Raw genomic sequence first — 17,987 nt, 5'->3', positions numbered from 1 at the left:
CTCGGTGCTTCAGAGCCTGCGCAGGACGGCCACGACCTTGCCCAGGATCGTCGCCTCGTCACCCGGGATCGGCTGGTAGGCCGCGTTGTGCGGCATCAGCCACACGTGCCCGTCTTCCTTGCGCTTGAACGACTTCACGGTGGCCTCGCCGTCGATCATCGCGGCCACCACCTCGCCGTTGTCCGCCGTGGGCTGCTGGCGGACGACCACCCAGTCACCGTCGGTGATGGCGGCCTCCACCATCGAGTCGCCGACGACCTTCAGCAGGAACACGTCGCCCTCGCCGACGATCTCGCGCGGCAGCGGGAACACGTCCTCGATGGCCTCTTCCGCCAGGATCGGCCCACCGGCCGCGATGCGGCCCAGCATCGGCACGTACGCGGGCGTCGGCTTGGACGCCGGGTCGAGGCCGGTCACGATCTCCGCGGGCAGCACGCCCACCGCGCGCGGCCGGTTCGGATCGCGACGCAGGTACCCCTTCCGCTCCAGCGCGCGCAGCTGGTGGGCGACCGAGGAGGTGGAGGTCAGGCCGACCGCCTCCCCGATCTCACGCACGCTGGGCGGGTAGCCGAACCGGTCGAGCCAGTCGCGGATCACGTCGAGCACCTTGCGCTGACGCAGGGTGAGCCCGGCGTTGCCCGCGATGTCCGCCGGTTCGGGCGCGGAGGGCGCATCGGCGGTGCGCAGGTCTTCGTTGGTCTTGCGTGCCACGGTGCTTCCTCCTCACCGGTCCCGATTGCCCAGGCCGGCTTCTCCGACGATCTTCAGTTGTGGACGGTAGTCGCGTTCCCGGCCCAGATCAAACACCTGTTCGAAGTAAACCTCGGCGTGTCCTAGCGATTTCGCCCGGCGAAGTGGTAGACATTCGCACGGACGTTCGATCGAACACAGGTTCGATCATGATCGGATGACCTGCGTTGGAGGACATCATGGCGGTGGTCATTGGCACCCGTAACAGCTTCGAACTGGTCGACGGCGCCGGTGTCGAGGATGTCGCCCTCGGCGCGGGATTGCGACCCGGACCACGGGTCCTTCGCCGGTTCGACGTACACGACAAGGACAACCGCCGCCCGTCGACCCGCCCCCGCCCGCTCGCCGTGCGCCAGACCGCGCCCGAGCCGGTCGCCTGCGAGGTCCGGCCGCGCCGCCACCCGGCCGTCCAGTTCGTCGCCTACGCGGCAGCCGCGGCCGTCTTCGCCGGCCTGCTGAGCCTGCTCTTCCTCTACACCTCCGGCGCCACCACCGTCCCCGAACGCACTAACGTCGTGCACGTCCAGGTGGGCGAGACGCTGCGGGACGTCGCCGAGCGCAGCGCGCCCGCCAGCGACCCGGACGCCGTGGTCTCCCGCATCCGCGAGCTGAACTCCCTCCCCAACTCCGACGTCGTCCCCGGCCAGTCCCTGGTCGTCCCCCACGGCACCCCCTGAGGTCCGCCGCCCAGCCCTGACGAGCCGCGCTCCCGGACTTCCGCGAGCGCGGTTCGCGCGTTTGCGGGGACTCCGTCCGATTCGTCCGTCCGAGTGATGCGACACGCCGCCCCCGACTTGCAGGGCCGTGGGCCTTGGGCATAGGTTGACCCCTACATCTAGTGGTCACACCGTTGTAGTTAGTCCACAGGTTGGGGTTTCCCCGACGAGCGGGCTAACGCGATGGATGCTGCCCAGGGGAGGGGAGACCAGCCGTGCGATGCCCGTTCTGCCGCAACTCGGACTCGCGTGTCGTCGATTCCCGCGAGGTCGACGAGGGCCAGGTCATCCGCCGCCGCCGGTCGTGCACGGCCTGCGGCCGGCGCTTCACCACGGTCGAGGAGGCCGTGCTCGCCGTGGTCAAGCGCTCGGGCGTCACCGAGCCGTTCAGCCGGGACAAGGTCGTCGTCGGTGTGCGCCGCGCGTGCCAGGGCCGTCCCGTCGACGAGGACGCCCTCCAGCAGCTGGCGCAGCGCGTAGAGGAGTCGATCCGCTCCGGCGGCGTCGCCGAGATCCCCAGCCACGAGGTGGGCTTGGCCATCCTTGGTCCTCTCCGCGAGCTGGACGAGGTGGCCTACCTGCGGTTCGCCTCCGTCTACCGCTCCTTCTCGTCCGTCGAGGACTTCGAGAAGGAGATCGCCGATCTTCGCACCGCCCAGTCCACGGACGACTGAGCGGACGCGACGCAAGACAACTGCGCCTGACCAGCTCGGACGGGGGGAGCCCGGACGTGGGTCGCGCATCGGAACGTCGAGAACTCGTGAAACGGAATGAGGAAGTCGGAATGACGGAGACCGTCGGTGGCTCCAGCAAGAAGACGGCCGCCCGCAACGGCGCGGGGGACAAGAACGCCAAGCTGAAGGTGGAGCGCGTCTACACCACCGCGGGCAAGCACCCCTATGACGAGGTCACCTGGGAGCACCGCGACGTCGTGATGACGAACTGGCGCGACGGCTCGGTGAACTTCGAGCAGCGGGGCGTCGAGTTCCCCGACTTCTGGTCGGTCAACGCGACCAACATCGTCACCAGCAAGTACTTCCGCGGCGCGGTGGGCACGCCGCAGCGCGAGCACAGCCTGCGCCAGCTCATCGACCGCGTGGTGAAGACCTACGTCGAGGCGGGCGTCAAGCACGGCTACTTCACCACCGCCGAGGACGCCGAGATCTACGAGCACGAGCTGACCTGGATGCTGCTGCACCAGGTGTTCAGCTTCAACTCGCCGGTCTGGTTCAACGTGGGCACCAGCTCGCCGCAGCAGGTCAGCGCCTGCTTCATCCTGTCGGTCGACGACACGATGGAGTCGATCCTGAACTGGTACCGCGAGGAGGGCCTGATCTTCAAGGGCGGCTCCGGCGCGGGCCTGAACCTCTCGCGCATCCGGTCGTCCAAGGAGCTGCTGTCCTCCGGCGGCACGGCGTCCGGCCCGGTGTCGTTCATGCGTGGCGCGGACGCGTCCGCGGGCACCATCAAGTCCGGTGGCGCGACCCGCCGCGCGGCGAAGATGGTCGTGCTGGACGTCGACCACCCGGACGTCGAGGAGTTCATCCAGACGAAGGCGCGGGAAGAGGACAAGGTCCGCGCGCTGCGCGACGCCGGGTTCGACATGGACCTGGGCGGCAAGGACATCGTGTCCGTGCAGTACCAGAACGCGAACAACTCGATCCGCGTGTCGGACGAGTTCATGCACGCCTACGAGAACGGCGGGCAGTTCGGCCTGCGCGCGCGCCAGACCGGCGAGGTCATCGAGCAGATCGACGCGAAGGACCTGTTCCGCAAGCTGGCGCAGGCCGCGTGGGAGTGCGCCGACCCGGGCATCCAGTACGACGGCACGATCAACGACTGGCACACCACGCCGGAGTCGGGCCGCATCACGGCCTCGAACCCGTGCTCGGAGTACATGCACCTGGACAACTCCAGCTGCAACCTGGCGTCGTTGAACCTGATGAAGTTCCTGTCCGACGACGGCACGTTCAACGCGGAGCTGTTCGCCAAGTCGGTCGAGCTGATCATCACCGCGATGGACATCTCGATCTGCTTCGCGGACTTCCCGACGCCCGCGATCGGCGAGACGACCCGCGCGTTCCGCCAGCTGGGCATCGGCTACGCGAACCTGGGCGCGCTGCTCATGGCGACCGGTCACGCGTACGACTCCGAGGGTGGCCGCGCGCTGGCCGCCGCGATCACGTCCCTGATGCAGGCCGTGGCCTACAAGCGGTCCGCGGAGCTGGCGGGCATCGTCGGCCCGTACGAGGGCTACGCCCGCAACGCCGAGGGGCACCAGCGGGTCATCCGCAAGCACTCGGCCGCGAACGACATGCTGCGCACGTACCACGCGAACGACGGCGCGGTGCAGAAGGTCGCGACCAAGGCGTGGCAGGAGTGCCAGCGGATCGGTGCCCGCAACGGCTGGCGCAACGCGCAGGCCAGCGTGCTCGCGCCCACCGGCACCATCGGCCTGATGATGGACTGCGACACGACCGGCATCGAGCCCGACCTGGCGCTGGTGAAGTTCAAGAAGCTGGTCGGCGGCGGCTCGATGCAGATCGTCAACCAGACCGTGCCGCGCGCGCTGCAGGTGCTGGGCTACCAGCAGGAGCAGAACGAGGCGATCGTCGAGTACATCGGCGAGCACGGCCACGTGGTGGACGCGCCGGGCCTCAAGCCCGAGCACTACGAGGTGTTCGACTGCGCCATGGGCGACCGCTCGATCGCGCCGATGGGCCACGTGCGGATGATGGCCGCGGTGCAGCCGTTCATCTCGGGCGCGATCTCCAAGACGGTGAACATGCCGGAGACGGCGACCGTCGAAGAGGTCGAGGAGATCTACTACCAGGGCTGGAAGCTGGGCCTGAAGGCGCTGGCGATCTACCGCGACAACTGCAAGGTCGGCCAGCCGCTGTCGGCGGGCAAGTCGGCCAAGTCGTCGGCCGTCGCGGAGACCAAGCCCGAGACCGTCGTGGAGTACCGCCCGGTGCGCAAGCGGCTGCCGAAGAAGCGCCCGTCGCAGACGGTGTCGTTCACGGTCGGCGGCGCGGAGGGCTACCTGCACGCCGGTTCGTACCCGGACGACGGCCTCGGCGAGATCTTCGTCAAGCTGGGCAAGCAGGGCTCGACGCTGGCGGGCGTGATGGACGCGTTCTCCATGTCCATCTCGGTGGGTCTGCAGTACGGCATCCCGCTGGAGTTCTACGTCTCGAAGTTCCAGAACCTGCGCTTCGAGCCGGCAGGCATGACGGACGACCCGGACGTGCGCATCGCGACCAGCGTCCTGGACTACCTGTTCCGCCGCCTGGCGCTGGACTACCTGCCGTTCGAGAAGCGCGCGCAGCTCGGCGTCTTCACCGCCGACGAGCGCACCGCGCAGGTCTCGTCGTCCGACTACGGCAACGGCGACGTGGACCTGGAGGGTCTGCGCACGTCGGTCGACGCCGCACCGGCCGCGTCGACCACCCCGGCGCCGGAGGAGAAGAAGTCCAAGCCGCAGGACATCAGGGTCGGCAGCTCCACGGAACTGCTCGAACTGCACCTGGGCAAGGCCGCCGACGCGCCGCTCTGCATGACGTGCGGCACGAAGATGCGCCCGGCCGGCTCGTGCTACCTGTGCGAGGGCTGCGGCTCCACCTCGGGCTGCAGCTGATCTGAGCGCCTTGGGCACCTGGCCAGAGCCGGGGCGACGGTTCGTCGCCCCGGCTCTGCCGTGTCCGCTCGTGGTTGCGATGGATGCGCCCAGGTCGGCGAAGACCACCTCGGAGGTTGGCATGTCCGGCGTTCACTACGACAGCTACACCGCTGCTCGCGCGCACCTGAAGGACTTGCTGGACGCGGCGGAGGAGGGGCGGGTCGCCACGGTTCGACGTGACTGCGCCACGACAGCCGTCGTGGACGTCAAGCGCCTGCGAGACTTCCTCGCGTCGGTCGTCCCGTCACGCGCCCAGGCCGTCCCGGAGGCCGGCGGCTGGTCGGTGTTCATCCCGGGCCTGCCGGTGGCCGCCGACGGCTCGTCGTTCGACGAGGCGATCACCGGGATGGTCGACGCCCTGCGGGGGTACGCGGAAGACTGGCAGGAGCGCTTGCTCAAAGCGCCGAACCACCGCGACAACTGGGGGTTGGTGCAGCTGATCAGCTTCAGCGACGACGACCAGCTGCGCGACTGGCTGGTCGGTGCCGCGCGGTTCTCCTGACCGCAGCCGACGCGCGAGGATCGCGAACTGGACCTTGTCGGTTTCGGGTCAGGCGCGCACGACGGTGTCGAATCTGCTTGCAGAACACACGAGGCGGTCGCCAGGCTTCAGCGCTACTGGACCCAGGGCAGCTGAGCCCGTCGCCGGCCGAGGGGAGTTCCGATGGACACCGGTCGACTCTTGGCGGGCTACCTGGTGGCCGCGGGAGGTGTCAGGGTGGATTGGCAGGAGGTTGGGCTGCCGAGCGCCGACGTGATCTCGATGAGCGACTGCGTCGTGGACCTGGTGCCGGCGAACCGTGACGGTTGGGACGACTGGTTCGACGACCCGGTTTCAGCTGAACGGGCTCGGGCAGGTCGGTCAGGGTTGCGCGTGCTTGCTGTGGGCATCGACGCGACGCACGCCCCGGCCTTGCTCCAGGAACTGGTGGAAGCCGGCTACCGCCCGGACTTCGGTGGTGTGGCGGGACGGCTGGCTCGGCGGGAGGCCTTTCCCGACCTCACGTCCGGTCGGGTGTTGGGTTTCGAGTTGGTCGGCTTCGACACCGGGGGCTGGCACACGTGGACCTGCCTCGGTGGGCTCGTCGACGACGTTCGGCGAGCGACGGGCGTTGGGCCGGGAAGGTGGGGGTTGATCCCGGACGAGGAGGACGCGCTTCGGGCGGCGGCGTGGCTCACGGCTTCCGGGCTTGGCGATCCGAAGGTCTTCTCGTGGGTTCCGGCCCTCCTGGTCGACGTCGGCACGCACCCCACGACGTAGGAGACGCCTACGCTGTCAGCCGTGAAGCGGGCGAGTGGGGCGTTGTTGGGGTTGGCGTACGGGGACGCGTTGGGGGCGCCCACGGAGTTCATGACGGTCGCGGAGATCGAGCACCGCTACGGCGTGGGTGGGCCTCGGGAGTTGGTCGGTGAGCCCGCGTTGGTCACCGATGACACCCAGATGACGTTGGCGGTCGCGCGGGCGTTGGCGGAGGGTGGGCGGGACGGGGTCGGGGACGCGTTGCGCGACCACTTCGTGCGGTGGTGGGAGTCGCCCGACAACAACCGCGCGCCCGGCATGACGTGTCTCCAGGCCTGCGAGCGGCTCGCCGCCGGGTTGCCGTGGCGGGAGGCCACCGGGGCGTCGTCGAAGGGGTGCGGCGCGAACATGCGCGTCGTGCCGGTCGGCTTGGTCCCCGGCCTGTCCGACGACGACCGCGCCGGGATCGCGCAGTTCCAGTCCGCCCTCACGCACGGCCACGCGACGGCGCTCGCGGCCAGTGAGCTGACGGCGTTCGCCGCGCACTGGCTGCGTGGCGGCATGGACCCGGGCGACGTGACGGCCGCGTTGCGCGCGCGGTGTGCGGAGCAGCGGACCCGCTACCGCGAGGAGTGGTTGGCCGACCTCTGGATCCGACCCGGCGTGTCGGAGCCCGACGAGTTCATCGCCCGGGGTTGGGACGAGTGCGCGGCGGCGCTGGACGTGCTCGCAGCCGCGGGCGACGACCGGGACGCCGACCCCTGCCTCGCCACGGGCGCGGGGTGGATCGCGGAGGAGGCGTTGGCCACGGCGCTGCACTGCTTCCTGCTCTTCCGCGACGAGCCGGTGGCGGCCCTGTCCCGTGCGGCGACGACGTCCGGCGACTCGGACTCGATCGCGTGCCTCACCGGCGCGTTCGCGGGCGCCGCGCACGGTCTCGACGCGTGGCCCGAGGAGTGGGCCGAACGCGTCGAGCACGGTGACGAGCTGGCCGCGCTCGGCCGGCTGTGGGACTGACCGCCGCCGGCCTAGGCTCGACACCACATGTCCCCCGCACACCGATCACTGGACGGGCTTTCCGTCGGCGACGCCTTGGGCGCGCAGTTCTTCGTTCCCGGTCGTTCCCGCTCCGACCTCGCCGCGGGCACGCTGCCCGCCGGGCCGTGGCCGTGGACCGACGACACCGAGATGGCCTGCCTGCTGCTGGCCGAACTCCGCGACCACGGCCAGGTCGACCAGGACCGGTTGGCCGCGTCGTTCGCCGAGCACTGCGAGCCGTACCGGGGTTACGGGCCCGGCGCGGTGGTGGTGCTGCACCGCATCCGGGACGGCGTGCCGTGGCGGGAGGCGGCGGCGACGGCCTACCGGGGTGAGGGATCGTGCGGCAACGGCGCGGCGATGCGGGTGGCTCCGCTCGGCGCGTTCTTCGCCGACGACCTCGACGCCGTGGTGACGCAGGCGGTCCTCTCCGCCGAGGTGACGCACCTGCACCCCGAGGGGATCGCGGGCGCGGTGGCGGTGGCGGTCGCCGCGGCGGTTCCCGGGCCGGACCTGCTCGACGCCGTGCTGGACCACCTGGCCGACGGGCAGGTGCGCCGGGGCGTGGAGACCGCGCGTCGGCTGCGCGGGCGTGCCACGGCGGAGGCCGCGTACGAGCTGGGCAACGGAGCGCACTCGACCGCCCAGGACACGGTGCCGTTCGCGCTGTGGGCCGCCGCGACGCACGCCGACGACTACCGGGCCGCCATCGTGGCGTGCGTGGAAGCGGGCGGTGACATGGACACGACGGCCGCGATGGTCGGCGGCATCGTGGCCTGCCGCACGGACGTGCCGGGTGACTGGCTGGAGCGTCGCGAGCCGCTGCCCCCGGACCTGCGGGCCGGGCCGACGCCGACGTTCTAGATCGATCAGTCCAAAACCTGCTACGGTGAGCCGCGTGCCCCGACCCAAGGCGTTCGACGAGGATCAGGCGCTCGACGCGGCCATGCGCACGTTCTGGGCCAACGGCTACGAGGCCACGTCCACCGAAGACCTGTGCCGCGCCACCGGCCTCGGGCGCAGCAGCATCTACAACACGTTCACCAGCAAGCACGAGCTCTTCAAGCGCGCGCTCGTCCGCTACACCGAGCTCACCACCACCGGCCAGCTCACGCTGCTCGACGACGAGACCCGGCCCGCGAAGGACCGCCTGCGCGACCTGTTCGACGCGGTCATCGAGGGCGAGGTGGAGAACCGGCGCGGTGAGCGCGGCATCGGCTGCCTGACCGTCAACACGACCGTCGAACTGGCCGGCCGCGACCACGAGGCCGCCGAGCTGCTGGCCCGCGACCAGCAACGCAGGCTGGACGCGTTCGAAGCCGTCATCAGGACCGGTCAGCGGGACGGCGACATCACGTCCGCGACACCACCGGCGGAACTGGCGCGGTTCCTCACCGCCGTCATCGCGGGCATGCGGGTCGCCGGGCAGGGCGGCGCGGACATCCCGACGCTGAAGGCCATCGCGTCCACGGCGATGGGCGCTCTCTAGGACTCCCGAAGGGCCGAGCGGGATCGAGCACGCCCTAATTTTGGACAGATCAATACAAAACAGGAGTCGCCATGCCCCGTGTCGTCCACGTGCTCGCCCTCGGCATCTTCGCCATGGTCACCAGCGAGTTCGTCGTCGCCGGCCTGATGCCGCAGATGGCCGCCGGCCTGCACGTCACCATCCCCGAGATCGGCTACCTGATCACCGCGTTCGCCGCCGCGATGGCCGTCGGCGGACCGCTGCTCACCGTGCTGATGCTCCGACTCCGGCCCAAGCCCGCGCTGATGACCCTGTTCGCGGTCTTCCTCGCCGGCAACGTCCTCGCCGCCACCGCCACCGACTACGGCGTCATGCTGGTCGCCCGCGTCGTCACCGGCGCGGCGGCGCAGGCGTTCTTCGGCGTGGCGCTCTCGGTGACCGCCGCCGTGGTCGCCGAGAACCTGCGCGGTCGCGCCACCGCGACCGTCCTCAACGGGCTGATGCTCGGCACGCTCCTCGGCCTGCCGCTGGCCACGTTCATCGGCGCGCACCTTGGTTGGCGCGCGGCGTTCTGGGGCATCGCCGTGCTCACCGTCGTGGCCGCCGTCAGCACGTTCGCGGGCGTGCCGCGACTGGACCGCGCCGGCGGCGGGACGAGCGTGCGGTCCGAACTGCGCGCCGTCGCCCGGCCGGGGCTGTGGCTGGTGCTGGCCACCAGCACGTGCGTCATCGGCGCGACGTTCGCCGCGTTCAGCTACGCCAACCCGATCCTGACCGAGGTCACCGGCTTCAGCACGGGCACGGTCCCGTTGCTGCTCATCGCCTACGGCGCGGCCACGCTGCTCGGCAACCACGTGGTCGGCCGGTTCGCGGACCGCCACGCACTGCCCGTCCTGCTCACGGGGCTGGGGCTCAACGCGCTCTTCCTCACCGCGTTCGCCCTGTTCGCCGACGCCAAACTGCCCGCCGTGGCGAGCCTGCTCGGCATCGGCCTGGTCGGCGTCACGATGAACCCCGCGCTGGTGACCCGCGTCCAGCGCACGGGCAACACCGGAGCGCTGGTCAACACCGTGCACGGGTCGTTCATCACGTCCGGGATCATCATCGGGTCGTGGCTGGGCGGCCTGCTCGTCACCGACCACGGCCTGCGCGCGCCGCTGTGGCTGGGCGCGGGGCTCGCGGTGCTCGGCCTCGTCACGCTGATCCCCGACGTGCGGCGACGTGACGTCCAGCGAAGCGGAGTGCGCGAACCGGCCGCGGCCGGGCCACGTCCCGACCAGGCCCGTTGTTAGCTGTTTAGCTACTGTGCTAAACAGTAAATATGGACAGCGTGGCAGCCGACCAGGAGGCGGGCGTCTTCCGGGCGCTGGCCGACTCGACCCGGCGGCAGATCCTGGAGGACCTCCGCGCCGGCGAACTCACCGCCGGCGAGATCGCGGGCCGGTTCCCGATCAGCGGGCCGTCGATCTCGCGGCACCTGGGCGTGCTGAAGGCGGCCGGGCTGGTCCGGGAGCGGCGTGAGGCCAACCGGATCTTCTACTCGCTCGTGGACGAACGGCTGGCGTTGCACGTCGGCAGGTTCCTCAGCGCGGTCTGTCCCGAACAGGTCGTCGTCCGGCACCGCAGACGTGCCACGGAGAAGGGCTGATCACCATGAGGTCGCCGAAGCTGGCCAGTGTCGTGGAACGTCGTCTCCTGGTGAACTACCGCGTCGAGCCGGACGTCGTCGCCCGCCTGCTGCCGGCGCCGCTGCGGCCCCAACTGGTGGGTCCGTGGGCGGTCGCCGGGATCTGCCTCATCCGGCTCGGGCGGACGCGTCCGCGATGGGCTCCCGAGCCGTTCGGGCTGCGCAGCGAGAACGCCGCGCACCGCGTCGCGGTCGAGTGGGACGGTCCGGAGGGACGCCGGGCCGGCGTCTACATCCCCCGCCGTGACAGCGGTTCGGCGGTCAACGCCCTGGTCGGCGGCCGGTTGTTCCCCGGTGAGCACGCACGCGCGCGGTTCGACGTGCGGGAGACGGCCCAGGACCTGCACGTCGGTTTCGCCGGCCTCGACGGCACGACGCGCGTGAGCGTCGACGTCCGGGTCGCCCGCGAGTTCGAGGGCAGCGAGCTGTTCGCCGACCTGGGCGAGGCGTCGGACTTCTTCCGGCACGGCGCGGCCGGCTTCTCCGCCACGCGCGGCGGCGACCGCCTCGACGGGCTGGAACTCCACACGGACGCGTGGCGGGTGGAGCCGCTCCACGTCCGGGAGGTCCACTCCTCGTTCTTCGACGACGAGGAGCGGTTCCCGGTCGGCAGCGCGGTGCTCGACTGCGCGCTGCTGATGCGCGACGTGCCGGTGACGTGGAGCCCGCTCCGACCCATGAGGGCCGGAGCGCCGGCCTGAGAGGTCCGCCCACCCGGGCGGGCGGACCTCGGCGAGCCCGTCGTCAGGACTTGTTGCGGAACAGCTTGTTGCCCAGCCAGACGATCGGGTCGTAACGCCGGTCGGCCACGCGTTCCTTCATCGGGATCAACGCGTTGTCGGTGATCTTGATGTGCTCCGGGCACACCTCGGTGCAGCACTTCGTGATGTTGCACAGCCCCAGGCCGTGCTGCGACTGCGCCTCCTGCACGCGGTCCGCCTCGTCGAGCGGGTGCATCTCCAGCTCGGCCACCCGCATCAGGAACCGCGGCCCCGCGAACGACTCCTTGTTCTCCTCGTGGTCGCGGATGACGTGGCACGTGTTGTTGCACAGGAAGCACTCGATGCACTTGCGGAACTCCTGCGAGCGCTCCACGTCGACCTGCTGCATCCGGTACTCCCCCGGCGCCACGCCGGCCGGCGGCTTGAACGCGGGGATCTCACGCGCCTTCTTGTAGTTGTACGACACGTCCGTGACGAGGTCGCGGATCACCGGGAACGTGCGCATCGGCGTCACGGTCACCGTCTCGTCCTCCGCGAACACCGACATCCGCGTCATGCACAGCAGCCTCGGCTTGCCGTTGATCTCCGCCGAGCACGACCCGCACTTGCCCGCCTTGCAGTTCCACCGCACGGCCAGGTCGGGCGTCTGGGTCGCCTGCAACCGGTGGATCACGTCGAGGACGACCTCGCCCTCGTTGACCTCGACGGTGAAGTCCTCCAGACCACCGCCCTCGTCCGAACCGCGCCACACCCGGAAGTGCCCCTGGTACCCCATGTCAGCCCTCCAGCTCGTCGGCGGTCAGGTACTTCTGCAACTCGCTCTGCTCGAACAGCGCCAGCAGGTCCGACCGGATCGGGAGCTGCGGCTCCTCCACCACCTCGACCGACGAGCCGGTCAGCGTGCAGACCAGCAGCTTGCGCCGCCAGTCGGCGTCCATGCCCGGGAAGTCGTCGCGCGTGTGCCCGCCGCGGCTCTCCGTGCGCAGCAACGCGGCACGCGCCACGCACTCGCTGACCACGAGCATGTTCCGCAGGTCGAGCGCCAGGTGCCAGCCGGGGTTGAACTGCCGGTGGCCTTCGACCACCAGGGTCGCGGCCCGCCGCTTCAGCTCCTCCAGGCGCTTGACCGCCTGGTCCATCTCCTCGGCCCGCCGGATGATGCCGACCAGGTCGTTCATCGCCTGCTGCAACTCCATGTGCAGCGTGTACGGGTTCTCGCCGGCCGCGTCGGACCCGGAGAACGGCGCCACGGCCGTCCGCTCCGCCTCGGCGACGGCCTCGTCCGAGCACACCGGCCGCGCGGACAGCCCGCCCACGTAGTCCGACGCGCCCGCGCCCGCACGGCGACCGAACACCAGCAGGTCGGACAACGAGTTGCCGCCCAGCCGGTTCGAGCCGTGCATCCCGCCGGACACCTCGCCCGCCGCGAACAACCCCGGCACCGACGACGCGCCCGTGTCCGGGTCGACCTGCACGCCGCCCATCACGTAGTGGCAGGTCGGCCCGACCTCCATCGGCTGCGCGGTGATGTCGACGTCGGCCAGCTCCTTGAACTGGTGGTGCATCGACGGCAGCCGCCGCATGATCTCCTCGGCGGGCAGGCGCGTCGAGACGTCCAGGAACACGCCGCCGTGCTCGGACCCGCGACCGGCCTTGACCTCGGAGTTGATGGCCCGCGCCACCTCGTCGCGCGGCAGCAGCTCCGGTGGCCGCCGGTTGTTGCCCGGGTCGGCGTACCAGCGGTCGGCCTCGGCCTCGTTGTCGGCGTACTTGTCCTTGAACACCTCGGGGATGTAGTCGAACATGAACCGCTTGCCGTCGGAGTTGCGCAGCACGCCGCCGTCACCGCGGACCGACTCGGTGACGAGGATGCCCTTCACCGACGGTGGCCAGACCATGCCGGTGGGGTGGAACTGCACGAACTCCATGTTGATCAGGGACGCGCCCGCGCGCAGGGCCAGCGCGTGGCCGTCGCCGGTGTACTCCCACGAGTTCGACGTCACCTTGAACGACTTGCCGATGCCGCCGGTCGCGAGCACCACGGCGGGCGCCTCGAACAGCACGAACCGGCCCGACTCGCGCCAGTAGCCGAACGCGCCGGCCACCTTGCCGTCGTCGAGCACCAGGTCGGTGACGGTGAACTCCTGGAACACCTTCAGCCGCGACTCGTAGTCGCCGGTCTCGGCGTAGTCGTCCTGCTGGAGGGACACCACCTTCTGCTGGAGGCTGCGGATCAGCTCCAGCCCGGTGCGGTCACCGACGTGCGCCAGGCGCGGGTACTCGTGGCCGCCGAAGTTGCGCTGGCTGATCCGACCGTCCTTGGTGCGGTCGAACAACGCGCCGTAGGTCTCCAGCTCCCACACGCGGTCGGGCGCCTCCTTGGCGTGCAGCTCCGCCATCCGCCAGTTGTTCAGGAACTTCCCGCCGCGCATGGTGTCGCGGAAGTGCACCTGCCAGCTGTCGTTGGAGTTCACGTTGCCCATGGCCGCGGCGATGCCGCCCTCGGCCATCACCGTGTGCGCCTTGCCGAACAACGACTTGCACAGCACCGCCGTGCGCATCCCGTGTTCGCGGGCCTCGATCGCGGCGCGCAACCCCGCACCGCCGGCACCGATCACGAGCACGTCGAACGAATGCCGTTCCAGCTCGGGCAAAACCACTCCTCAGTTGACGAATCGGAGGTCGGCGATCGTCCCGGAGGCGACCAGCGCGACGTAGAGGTCCGTGACGCAGACGAAGATCAGCGAGGCCCACGCCAACTGCATGTGCTTCGCGTTGAGCTTGGAGATCTGCGTCCACGTCCAGTACCGGACCGGGTGCTTGGAGAAGTGCTTCAGCCGCCCGCCCGCGATGTGGCGGCACGAGTGGCACGACAGCGTGTACGCGCCGAGCAGGCCGACGTTGACCAGCAGCACGATGTTGCCGAGGCCGATGCCGGTGCTGAACGCGAAGACCGCGTCGTAGATGTTGATCAGCAGCAGGAGCGACGCCGCGTAGAAGAAGTACCGGTGCAGGTTCTGCGCGATGAGCGGGAAGCGGGTCTCACCGGTGTACTTGCCGTGCGGCTCGGCCACCGCGCACGCGGGCGGGGACATCCACGCCGCCCGGTAGTACGCCTTGCGGTAGTAGTAGCAGGTCACCCGGAAGCCGAGCAGGAACGGGATGATGATCACCGGCGGGGTGAGGAACCCCGGCAGCTCGGGAAGCAGGCGGCCGAAGTGCGCCGCGTTCGGCAGGCACTCCTCGGTCAGGCACGGCGAGTACATGGGCGTCAGGTAGCGGTACTCGTCCACCCAGTAGTAGTCGCCCATGAAGGTCCGCACGGCCGCGTAGATGGAAATCAGGAGCAGGCCCGCGAACGTCGCCAGCGGCGGCAGCCACCACCGGTCTGTGCGCAACGTGCGCTGGGCGATCTGCGCCCTCATACCTCACCTCGTTCCACGTCGTTGTGGTGCGGGACACATTGTGGTTTGGGACACATCACCGGGCCGAAAACGGGAGCGGCCCCCGCGTTCGCACGCGGGGGCCGGTCCTCTCCTCAGCTCAGGTTCTGTGGCTGCGGTAGCCGCCGAGACCTTCGTCGTCGGCGTCGTGCCACAGCTTCGGGTCGTACGGCGTGTCCGGGACGACGACGACTTCCCTCTCGACCCGAGGCGCTTCACGCGGTCGTGGCGTGCTGTCCAGGTCCAGTAGCTCGGTCGCGTCGATGTCCAGGCGTTCGACGTCGTTGGCCAGCCTCTGCACCGCGGCCACGTCGCCGTACCGCGCGCGCAGGCCGCCGACGCAGTGGCGCAGTTGGCCCAGCGCCCGGCGCAGCTCCACGATCTCGGAGGACGTCATGGTCAGCACCTCCCTCGGGTCGGTCCGTGTGCCGACTCTGCCAAGTGGAAGCCGCTGTGACAAGAACCACAAGTGTCCGAGTCGCGTCTCAGGATCTGAATCGTTTTTGTCACGATCATGTGTCGTGACATAGTGTGCTTGCTGTCACGTCCGTACGTGCGACGCCAGCGCTGCCGTCCCACCGGGCCCACCACGGCCCGTGATCACCACCGGAGACAGCGAACCATGAGCGTGCATCCCGTCGTCGCCGAAGTGACGGCTCGAATCGCCGCCCGCAGCGCCGCCGGCCGGTCCGCCTACCTGGAACGAGTCGCCCAGGCCCAGCAAGAGGGCCCCGCGCGCCGCGACATGGCGTGCAGCAACCTGGCCCACGGATTCGCCGGGATCACGGGCGGTGACAAAGACCTCCTTCGTGCACTTCGTCGCCCGAACGTGGCGATCGTGTCCGCGTACAACGACATGCTGTCCGCCCACCAGCCGATGCACGAGTACCCCGCGTGGATCAAGGACGCGGCCCGGGCCGTCGGCGGCGTGGCGCAGTTCGCGGGCGGCGTGCCCGCCATGTGCGACGGCATCACCCAGGGCCGTGCCGGCATGGAGCTCTCGCTGTTCAGCCGCGAGGTCATCGCGATGGCGACCGGCATCGCCCTGTCGCACGAGATGTTCGACTCGGCGCTGCTGCTCGGCGTGTGCGACAAGATCACGCCCGGCCTGCTGATCGGCGCGCTGTCGTTCGGGCACCTGCCCGCGATCCTGGTGCCCGCGGGCCCCATGAACTCCGGCCTGCCGAACTCCGAGAAAGCACGGGTGCGGCAGCTGTTCGCGGAGAACAAGGCGTCCCGCGAGGACCTGCTCGAAGCCGAGGCGCAGTCCTACCACAGCCCCGGGACCTGCACGTTCTACGGCACGGCGAACTCCAACCAGCTCGTGGTCGAGGTCATGGGCCTGCACCTGCCCGGCGCCAGCTTCGTGCCGCCGGGCACCAAGCTGCGCAAGGCGTTGACCGAGGAGGCCGCGCGGCGCGCGGTGGAGATCAGCCGGGCCGAGGACTACACCCCGATCGGGCACGTCGTCGACGTGAAGTCCGTGGTCAACGGCGTGATCGCGCTGCTGGCCACCGGCGGGTCGACCAACCACACCATGCACCTGGTCGCCATCGCGTCGGCCGCGGGCATCGAGCTGAACTGGGACGACTTCTCCGAGCTGTCCTCGGTGGTGCCGCTGCTGGCCCGCGTCTACCCGAACGGCTCGGCGGACATCAACCACTTCCAGGCGGCGGGCGGCGTGCCGTTCCTCGTCTCGACGCTGCTGGACGCGGGCCTGCTGCACGCCGACGTGAAGACCGTGGCCGGCGCCGGGCTCGACCGCTACCGGCAGGAGCCGGTGCTGGTCGAGGGCGTGCTGCAGTGGCGTCCCGGACCGCCGCGCTCGCTGGACACCGACGTGCTGCGGCCCGTGTCGGAGCCGTTCGCGGCCGACGGCGGCCTGCGCATGCTGTCGGGCAACCTCGGCCGTGCGGTGATCAAGGTGTCGGCGGTCAAGCCGGAACACCGGGTCGTGGAGGCGCCCGCACGCGTGTTCACCTCGCAGGAGGCGTTCAGCGCCGCGTTCCAGGCCGGTGAGCTGGAGCGGGACGTGGTCGTGGTGGTGCGGCAGCAGGGTCCGCAGGCCAACGGGATGCCCGAGCTGCACAAGCTGACGCCCGCGCTGGGCGTGCTGATGGACCGTGGCTTCAAGGTCGCGCTGGTCACCGACGGCCGGATGTCCGGCGCGTCGGGCAAGATCCCGGCCGCCATCCAGCTCACGCCGGAGGCGGCCGTCGGCGGTCCGCTGGCCCGGGTGCGCGACGGTGACGTGCTGCGGCTGGACGCCGAGACCGGCACGCTGGAGGCGTTCGTCGACCCGGCGGAGCTGGCCTCGCGCGAGCTGGTGGACTTCCCGCCGGACGCGCAGGCGTGGACCGGCACGGGCCGGGAGCTGTTCGCCGCGCTGCGCCGGGCGGTCGGGCCCGCCGACCGGGGCGCGAGCGTGTTCGGACCGATCGCGGCCTCGCACTTCGAAGGCCAGTTCAACCAGGAGGTGTCCCGGTGACCAACGCCCCGGCTCATGCGACGGCGGCGGATCTGCTGGCGCTGTCCCCCGTCATCCCGGTCGTCGTCGTGGACGACGCCGAGCACGCCGTGCCGCTGGCACAGGCGTTGCTGCGCGGCGGTGTCCGCGTGATCGAGCTGACGCTGCGCACGCCCGCCGCCCTGGCCGCGATCGAACGGGTGGCGGCGGAGGTGCCGGGCATCGTGATCGGCGCGGGCACCGTGACCGCGCCGGAGCACGCCGAGCAGGCGGCCAAGGCCGGTGCGGCGTTCCTCGTCACGCCCGGGTCGACCGACCGGGTGCTGGACGCCGCCGAGGACACCGGGCTGCCGTTCCTGCCGGGCGCGGCGACCGTGTCGGAGGCGATGCGGCTGGCCGAGCGCGGGCTGACGTCGCTGAAGTTCTTCCCGGCCGAGGCCGCGGGCGGGGTGGACTACCTGAAGTCCATCGGCGGTCCGCTGCCCGGCCTTCGGTTCTGCCCGACCGGCGGCATCACACCCGCGACCGCGCCGAACTACCTGGCGCTGCCGAACGTCGGGTGCGTCGGCGGGTCGTGGCTCGCGCCCAAGGACGCGCTGGTGTCCGGCGACTGGGCGCGGATCGAGGAGCTGGCGCGGGCCGCGTCGGCGCTCTGACCCCGGCGCGCTCCGACGCTCGCCGCACTGTGGTCCCGGCGCGCTCCGACCTCGGCGCACTCTGGGTCCGGTGCGCTGTGGTCCCGGTGCGCTGTGGTCCTAGGCGTGTCTTGGTCCCGAA

At 70.5% G+C, this 17,987-nt stretch carries 18 protein-coding genes; 13 read left to right on the top strand and 5 right to left on the bottom strand.

The features are described 5' to 3' along the window. Window positions 1-9: 9 nt before the first annotated feature. Window positions 10-687, bottom strand: a complete 678-nt coding sequence (lexA, locus tag ADK67_RS24430; RefSeq protein WP_053718876.1) for a transcriptional repressor LexA — start codon at window positions 685-687, stop codon at window positions 10-12. A gap of 242 nt (window positions 688-929) precedes the next feature. Between lexA and ADK67_RS24425 the strand changes: the two genes are divergently transcribed. From ADK67_RS24425 to ADK67_RS24375, 11 genes are all read left to right on the top strand, one after another. After that, complete coding sequence (locus tag ADK67_RS24425; RefSeq protein WP_157620798.1) at window positions 930-1,427, top strand: LysM peptidoglycan-binding domain-containing protein; 498 nt, start codon at window positions 930-932, stop codon at window positions 1,425-1,427. A gap of 254 nt (window positions 1,428-1,681) precedes the next feature. Next, window positions 1,682-2,140: a transcriptional regulator NrdR gene (gene nrdR / locus ADK67_RS24420; protein ID WP_053718822.1), complete on the top strand. Its 459-nt coding sequence runs from the start codon at window positions 1,682-1,684 to the stop codon at window positions 2,138-2,140. A 110-nt stretch (window positions 2,141-2,250) separates the two neighbouring features. Then, the gene (locus tag ADK67_RS24415) at window positions 2,251-5,103 is read left to right on the top strand and encodes a vitamin B12-dependent ribonucleotide reductase (protein WP_053718821.1); all 2,853 of its coding nucleotides are present in this window, start codon (window positions 2,251-2,253) and stop codon (window positions 5,101-5,103) included. Window positions 5,104-5,224: 121 nt separating this feature from the next. Then, window positions 5,225-5,647 carry a type II toxin-antitoxin system HicB family antitoxin gene (locus tag ADK67_RS24410; protein ID WP_053718820.1) on the top strand — a complete coding sequence of 141 codons (423 nt, stop codon included), beginning with the start codon at window positions 5,225-5,227 and terminating at the stop codon, window positions 5,645-5,647. Window positions 5,648-5,827: 180 nt separating this feature from the next. Next, complete coding sequence (locus tag ADK67_RS24405; RefSeq protein WP_157620797.1) at window positions 5,828-6,406, top strand: hypothetical protein; 579 nt, start codon at window positions 5,828-5,830, stop codon at window positions 6,404-6,406. Between the two features lie 21 nt (window positions 6,407-6,427). Beyond that, the gene (locus ADK67_RS24400) at window positions 6,428-7,402 is read left to right on the top strand and encodes an ADP-ribosylglycohydrolase family protein (RefSeq protein ID WP_053718818.1); all 975 of its coding nucleotides are present in this window, start codon (window positions 6,428-6,430) and stop codon (window positions 7,400-7,402) included. A gap of 27 nt (window positions 7,403-7,429) precedes the next feature. Beyond that, a complete protein-coding gene (locus ADK67_RS24395) occupies window positions 7,430-8,287 on the top strand; it encodes an ADP-ribosylglycohydrolase family protein (protein WP_053718817.1) in 858 nt (285 codons plus the stop codon). A gap of 34 nt (window positions 8,288-8,321) precedes the next feature. Then, window positions 8,322-8,912 carry a TetR/AcrR family transcriptional regulator gene (locus ADK67_RS24390; RefSeq protein WP_053718875.1) on the top strand — a complete coding sequence of 197 codons (591 nt, stop codon included), beginning with the start codon at window positions 8,322-8,324 and terminating at the stop codon, window positions 8,910-8,912. Window positions 8,913-8,983: 71 nt separating this feature from the next. Continuing rightward, window positions 8,984-10,183 carry an MFS transporter gene (locus tag ADK67_RS24385; RefSeq protein ID WP_053718816.1) on the top strand — a complete coding sequence of 400 codons (1,200 nt, stop codon included), beginning with the start codon at window positions 8,984-8,986 and terminating at the stop codon, window positions 10,181-10,183. 29 nt (window positions 10,184-10,212) lie between these two features. Then, window positions 10,213-10,539 carry a metalloregulator ArsR/SmtB family transcription factor gene (locus ADK67_RS24380; protein WP_053718815.1) on the top strand — a complete coding sequence of 109 codons (327 nt, stop codon included), beginning with the start codon at window positions 10,213-10,215 and terminating at the stop codon, window positions 10,537-10,539. Window positions 10,540-10,544: 5 nt separating this feature from the next. Next, the gene (locus tag ADK67_RS24375) at window positions 10,545-11,279 is read left to right on the top strand and encodes a DUF2071 domain-containing protein (RefSeq protein WP_053718814.1); all 735 of its coding nucleotides are present in this window, start codon (window positions 10,545-10,547) and stop codon (window positions 11,277-11,279) included. A gap of 43 nt (window positions 11,280-11,322) precedes the next feature. Here the strand turns inward: ADK67_RS24375 and ADK67_RS24370 are convergent, their stop codons facing one another. The 4 genes from ADK67_RS24370 to ADK67_RS24355 all read right to left on the bottom strand — a co-directional run bounded on the left by ADK67_RS24370 (window position 11,323) and on the right by ADK67_RS24355 (window position 15,140). Further along, entirely contained in the window at window positions 11,323-12,075 is a 753-nt protein-coding gene (locus ADK67_RS24370) for a succinate dehydrogenase/fumarate reductase iron-sulfur subunit (protein WP_053718813.1), read from the bottom strand. A gap of 1 nt (window position 12,076) precedes the next feature. Continuing rightward, window positions 12,077-13,954 (bottom strand): fumarate reductase/succinate dehydrogenase flavoprotein subunit, encoded by a 1,878-nt coding sequence (locus tag ADK67_RS24365; protein ID WP_053718812.1) that lies wholly within the window; start codon window positions 13,952-13,954, stop codon window positions 12,077-12,079. Between the two features lie 9 nt (window positions 13,955-13,963). Beyond that, a complete protein-coding gene (locus ADK67_RS24360) occupies window positions 13,964-14,725 on the bottom strand; it encodes a hypothetical protein (RefSeq protein WP_053718811.1) in 762 nt (253 codons plus the stop codon). Between the two features lie 118 nt (window positions 14,726-14,843). Then, window positions 14,844-15,140, bottom strand: coding sequence for a hypothetical protein (locus ADK67_RS24355; RefSeq protein WP_053718810.1), 297 nt, complete (start codon window positions 15,138-15,140; stop codon window positions 14,844-14,846). Between the two features lie 225 nt (window positions 15,141-15,365). Between ADK67_RS24355 and edd the strand changes: the two genes are divergently transcribed. Next, the gene (edd, locus tag ADK67_RS24350) at window positions 15,366-17,231 is read left to right on the top strand and encodes a phosphogluconate dehydratase (protein WP_053718809.1); all 1,866 of its coding nucleotides are present in this window, start codon (window positions 15,366-15,368) and stop codon (window positions 17,229-17,231) included. Continuing rightward, window positions 17,228-17,866 carry a bifunctional 4-hydroxy-2-oxoglutarate aldolase/2-dehydro-3-deoxy-phosphogluconate aldolase gene (gene eda / locus ADK67_RS24345; RefSeq protein WP_053718808.1) on the top strand — a complete coding sequence of 213 codons (639 nt, stop codon included), beginning with the start codon at window positions 17,228-17,230 and terminating at the stop codon, window positions 17,864-17,866. The genes edd and eda overlap by 4 nt, the downstream gene beginning before the upstream one ends. The last annotated feature ends 121 nt before the right edge of the window (window positions 17,867-17,987 follow it).

The organism is Saccharothrix sp. NRRL B-16348, assembly GCF_001280085.1.
Taxonomy (GTDB): Bacteria; Actinomycetota; Actinomycetes; order Mycobacteriales; family Pseudonocardiaceae; genus Actinosynnema.
The sequence above is the reverse complement of the archived record's forward strand: the minus strand, read 5'-3'. Positions and strand labels throughout refer to the sequence as shown.